Annotated in this window: 2 protein-coding genes and 1 pseudogene; 2 read left to right on the forward strand and 1 reads right to left on the reverse strand. The window is 56.0% G+C overall.

Annotated features, from left to right (window positions below; translation table 11 throughout):
* A pseudogene (locus tag M7Q83_RS13760) lies at positions 1 to 1,394 on the reverse strand (hypothetical protein); the annotation flags it as partial.
* A gap of 1,020 nt (positions 1,395 to 2,414) precedes the next feature.
* On the opposite strand from M7Q83_RS13760, the gene M7Q83_RS13765 reads away from it, so the two are divergent.
* A complete protein-coding gene (locus M7Q83_RS13765) occupies positions 2,415 to 3,572 on the forward strand; it encodes a glycosyltransferase (protein WP_298340086.1) in 1,158 nt (385 codons plus the stop codon).
* 905 nt (positions 3,573 to 4,477) lie between these two features.
* Positions 4,478 to 4,894, forward strand: a complete 417-nt coding sequence (locus tag M7Q83_RS13770; protein ID WP_298340089.1) for a helix-turn-helix domain-containing protein — start codon at positions 4,478 to 4,480, stop codon at positions 4,892 to 4,894.
* The last annotated feature ends 575 nt before the right edge of the window (positions 4,895 to 5,469 follow it).

The following is a 5,469-nucleotide window of genomic DNA, read 5'->3' on the forward strand; positions in this document are numbered from 1 at the left end:
CCCTGATCCATCCCTCCAGCTTGGCTCGCCTCGATCGTACAGGTGCCGTTGGTGTGAAAGGACACCGTCGTGCCCGTAATTGAGCACACACTCGTTGAACTCTCAACCACTGAGAACGTGATGGGAAGGGGAGACGTCGAGGTTGCACTGAGGCTATCAGAGGTGCCAGCCACCGCTGCCGAGGGTGGTGAGAACGTGATTGCTGGGGCAACATAGCTCGTTTGATAGGCACCTACATCACAAGTGTCTAGACCCGTGACTGGAACATAGCCTCGCTGATCGGCTGGGGGGCAGAGGCCCGTCGAGGTTTTGATGGTGCCGATGACGGGGTTATGAGCGATAGGTTTCACCATCTCAAGAACACCATTCACCGTGATGCTCTGAAGGTCACTACCAACACGCGGTGATTGGTAATCAGTAGATCCCCCGGGATCGCATGAGCCGTTGCTCGTAAACACGTACTGATCAGTGTCAACAGTTTCAAGAGAACAAGCGCCAGAGGGATTCGCGAGGAGGTCAGCGGTGAGGTTGAGGGTGCCGTTGTTGAAAATCCCTCCATCGAAGGCGAGCGCGCCTGTCCCGGTCGCGCTGACGCTATTGCCCGAGATCGTCGAGGCATTGATGGTGACGGTGCCGCCGCTGTTGTTGTAAATCCCCCCACCTACGGCGTCCTCGCCTGTCGCACTCACGCTATTGCCCGAGATCGTCGAGTCGTTGATGGTCAGGGTGCCAGCGTTGGCGATCCCCCCGCCTAAGGCGTTCGCGGCCCGACCGCTCGCGCTCACACTATTGCCCGAGATCGTCGAGTCGTTGATGGTGAGGGTGCCAGCGTTGGCGATCCCCCCGCCTTCGGGGCTGAATCCTTGAACCCTCCCGCTCACGCTATTGCCCGAGATCGTCGAGTCGTTGATGGTGAGGGTGCCGTTGTTGAAAATCCCTCCACCGTGGGCGGTCCCTGTCCCGCTCACGCTATTGCCCGAGATCGTCACCCCAATGAGGGTAAGCTTTGCAGAGCTATCAACTGTGATACTTGAGATTCCCTGCCCATCAATCGTGGGATCCACAACTCCGGGCGCGGCCTTGATGGTGATGGTCAAGGAGCTGGGGATAGTCTGGGCACCATAGGTCCCACTTGCCCCAGGTGTGACGAGTTCGATGGTGTCGCCAGAGGCAGCTTTGTTGATCGCAGTGCTCAGAGAACAAGCATCAGTGATGGTTGAACAGTTGCCGGTTCCCTGGGTGAGAGAGGCATACAGGATGCTCGTGGTGGTAGCAAAGGCGCTTTGAGAAACCGCACCAGTCCCAACCATCAGACCAAGGGCTAATCCAAGCCCTCCACCAATACGACCCAAGTACCTAAAGAGCTTTCGCCCTCGTGATTGAGAGGTAGTCATTAGTCTTCTTTACTCCCTACCCTCAAGATCATGAGGACCAGCCCTGCAACACAGTGGGGACCAGGTGTCCACCGATCCCTACGCTACCAGGGAAAAGACCACCAAGTGGGCTACACCAATAAGTTTCTTGACGCTTTGGTGTCAACTAGCACACCATCGCGTCATGCGCCCACCCAGAGTGAAGATTCTCCCGTCTCTTGGAGTTCTCACCCAAGTAATCGGTAGCCTGAAGAGAGAGGCTTAGGTTCTGGAAGCGCAATCGTCAACAGGACTCGATCTGTGTCACGTTTTGTGTCACGAAATTGTGACTAACCCTGCACATTCATGACAACCCATGATGAACACACCCGTCCTGAGCTGCACTGATGCTAACACATGAGTACGTATGAGGGGTTAGGATTCGAACTACGGATCAGAAGGTTGGGAGTTCGAATCTCTCCGAGCGCGCCACAAACAACCAGTTCAGCGGTGTTTTTACTTTGCTCGGTCCACACCTGGAGGGCCCCTCGTACTCGCGTGATGCGAATGTCGTAGTTGGCTTCGGCCTCGGGTTCTGCTACTCAAAGAGAGACTGCAACACATCGCTTGCGCATTCATAATACTTAGCAACCTGGTGCTCGGACCCCCTGTAAAACTGATTGCAGATCGCTATCCTCTGAGTCTCAAGCGGGTTGGTCGCGAACCTGGGGGGTCGGATTCGTTAGGTGATCAACCCAAACCAAGTTCAGACACTTCAACAGTGATTCTCCTATGCTTGGGTTCCTAACTCGTACCTGTTAGAGTCATCGCTCAACCCTTTGCCGTACCGCTCTTGGCAACAGATTTTGGTCAATGTTCCGTCCAGTCGTTTGGAGCCACCTCTCCAAAGACGACCTCCGATACGAGGGCCTACCACTACCTGCAATCGTCTACACAGCACTGCCGCGTGGTCGTCTCTTAGCTTCTGCATGATTCACAACCTCTTGCATGCGCTGCTGACATCCATCGCTCATGCCGTGAGAGCTGGGCTAAGCTCGGAGCATGCGCATCCTCGCGGCCTGCTCACTTGGAGGGGCTGGACACTTTCGGCCGATGGAACCACTGCTCGCGACAGCGCGACACCAAGGGAATGCCGTTCTCGTGGTTGGACCAGCCTCGCTGCAAAGGATGGTCGAGGAGGCCGGGTATGACTTTGAGCCCGGGGGTGAACCACCCGAGTCAACTATCGCTCCGATCCGTGACCGGCTCGCCCAAAGCTCGCCCAAAGAGGCATCGATACTTGCAAATCGCGTCCTCTTTGGTCACCATGCAACTGCAGCGCTCTTGCCAGCAATGGAACGTAGTTTTCACGAGTGGAAGCCGACTCTTGTGCTTCGAGAGGTATGTGAATACGCATCTGCGGCTATTGCTCATCGAACGAGGACTCCGGTCGCTCAGGTCGCCATCTCTCGGGCGGATGTAGAGTGGGGGTCGATCGATGTGGCATCTCCTGCCCTTGAACAGCATCTGGTAGGACTCACAGAGGTTGTGCGCCAAACTCCCTATCTGACCCACTTTCCAGAGTCATTTGACCCATCACTTTTCCGCTACACCCTCCGGTTTCGCGAGCAGCGCCCAAACGTGAGGCCAGAGACCACAGATCGCTGGCGCGGCTCAACAGGACCGAAGGTCTATGTAACGTTTGGAACGGTTCTCGGACACATGGAGATTGCCACAGCCGCCTATCGAATGGTGCTCGAAGCCGTCGAAGGTCTCGATATCAATGTGGTGATGACTGTCGGGCACAAGTTTGACCCGACACTGCTTGGATCGATCCCTCACAATGTCCAGATCGAGTCCTGGGTTGAGCAGTCCGAGCTCTTGGATGATGCAGACCTCGTTGTCTGCCACGCTGGTTCGGGCACCATGCTCGGCGCTCTCGCGGCCGGAGTCCCCCTTGTGGCCGTTCCATTGTTTGCCGACCAATTCGCAAATGCGTCCCAGCTCCAAGTCATGGGGGCGGGGGTCGCGATATCCGAGCTTGACGAGCATGCAATGAGGTCTATGGACACGACACGTCTTCTCGCTAGGGAGATCATGCGAGTCCTCAATGATCCGAGGTTTGCCGTGTCCGCCAAGAGGCTGGCCGATGAAATCTCGGAGATGCCAGCACCGCAAGAGGCACTCCAACTTCTCGGTAGAACGCTGCAGAACTCGTGACTGCGCACGGCCCAACTTGTAAGCAAGAAACCCATACTCAAGACCATCCACGTGTGTGATTAGGTCGCATCTTCTGATTCCTGTCCGACATTCCAACGTCACGCTGTTGCCCCTTCGCCGCCGAAGATCCAGCGCGGCTGAACTCGCGTCACATTTTGTATCAACAAATCGCGACTCACTATGATCGCTCATAAGATTTCGTAATAAATACATGGCCTATGAACTGCACTAATGATAATCTATGGTGATTGATGAGGGCTCAGGAAACGAACGGTGGGTCAGGATGAATTGAGAACTGAGATCACCTCACCAACACAGATTCGCAACCATAGGTGCTCCACCAGGAGCCGAACCCGCAGCATGTCAGCGGATCCAAGCCTAAATGGCGAAGGTTCACATGAAATCCGGTAATCAGTCATCCAAAGAGCAGGTGCGTCCATGACATCGACAAAGTCAACAACTCAAGTAACGAGAGGGGAATTCAACCGCTACCCACTTCAGTTCGGCACCCTGTATCCACAACGAATGGGAATTCCGGCAGCCTCGTACTCGGGAAAGGTATGTCCAGCGCCAACCCCCACCTCGCGATGCCCACCCTAGAAGATACCGAGCCGTTGTGCCAAGAGTCCAGAATGATAGCAGTCGTCGTTGAATACCAACGGACAGATCCGGATGCGTTCGGTCCAAGCTACTACGCAAGCAAGTCGCTCGCGTGAGGACAGATGTTGTCCAGGTATGCATTCGTGGGTGCAGATCACGTCAAAGCCCGCTACTTCAGCCGCCTGCCGCCTCCTGGCGTACTCGTTCGGGTTGCGTGGTGCGAAGCGGGTAGCCAAAGCAGAATGGTTTCACCGCTGAATGGAGCTGTTTGCTATCATGATATCAAGCAGTTAGACTGGGGAGCCATGACCGAAGCACTCGCCGCATTGTTTGTTCGTATTCCTGTCACCCAGGCGCGCCGACTCGATGCGAAAGCGCACGCCCTTGGACGCACGAAGCAAGACCTTGTCTCCGGCCTGCTGGCCGAATCCCTAGAGGGCGGATCGCTGTCCCAAGGATATGTTGAGCGCTCTTCCGAAATCCCCGCTGAGGAGGTCTTGACGCTTGATGAATTGGCTCACTTCCTAAAGCTTGATCCAGAGGCCATTATGCTGCGGGTCGACTCTGGAGAACTTCCCGGTCGATGTTTTGGCGACCAATGGCGCTTCTCCCAACACGCTGTGCTCTCCTGGCTTGGCGGTTCCGACAATCATCAAAGTATGCCCGCGGGTTTTCGACCGTCCCCTCAACCCCGCCCAAAGGAAGACCGCCCTTTGCAATAGCACTATCCAAGAGTTGAGGGCACTGAACCCCGTAAACCTCTACGAACTGCGGCCTCGCCCACTTGCGCGAGGAGGTAGCTTGACGGGGAAACTCTCTGGCGCCACCGAAGTCTTCGGTCAGCTCGTTCTACAAACATCGTGGAGCGTGAATGGTGCGCGAGTTATACCGTCACCCAGGCCAAACGATCTATCCCATCCCGTTTGGGCCCGTTCCCCGATAGGCAAATCTGCTGATTCGGTATCGGTCGGAGCAAGCGACACCGCACTCCGGTTCCCTATCTTTGATTCGGCTTGCGTCACATCGCATCGGCAGACCGTCGAACCAGGCTACGCGAAGCAGCCGCTCTACGCCGATCCGGGAGCGCAAGATGCGCCTGTTCTAGAGCCGCTTGTTCCAGGGACCTGACGACGCTGAACCGGGATCTCCCTAGGACTCTGCTGAACAACCCACCCCCAAAATGAGGAGAAAATGAGAGGGGTTTAGTGGGGGTAGTTGAGGGGTTTCCCCAGCTCAAGTAGACTCTTTTCATGTTAGGAACTGAATCTCCCCAGGCCCATCTCACCGCTACTGCCGC

Origin of the sequence: Ferrimicrobium sp., from assembly GCF_027364955.1 — a bacterium.
In the GTDB taxonomy this organism is placed as follows: domain Bacteria; phylum Actinomycetota; class Acidimicrobiia; order Acidimicrobiales; family Acidimicrobiaceae; genus Ferrimicrobium.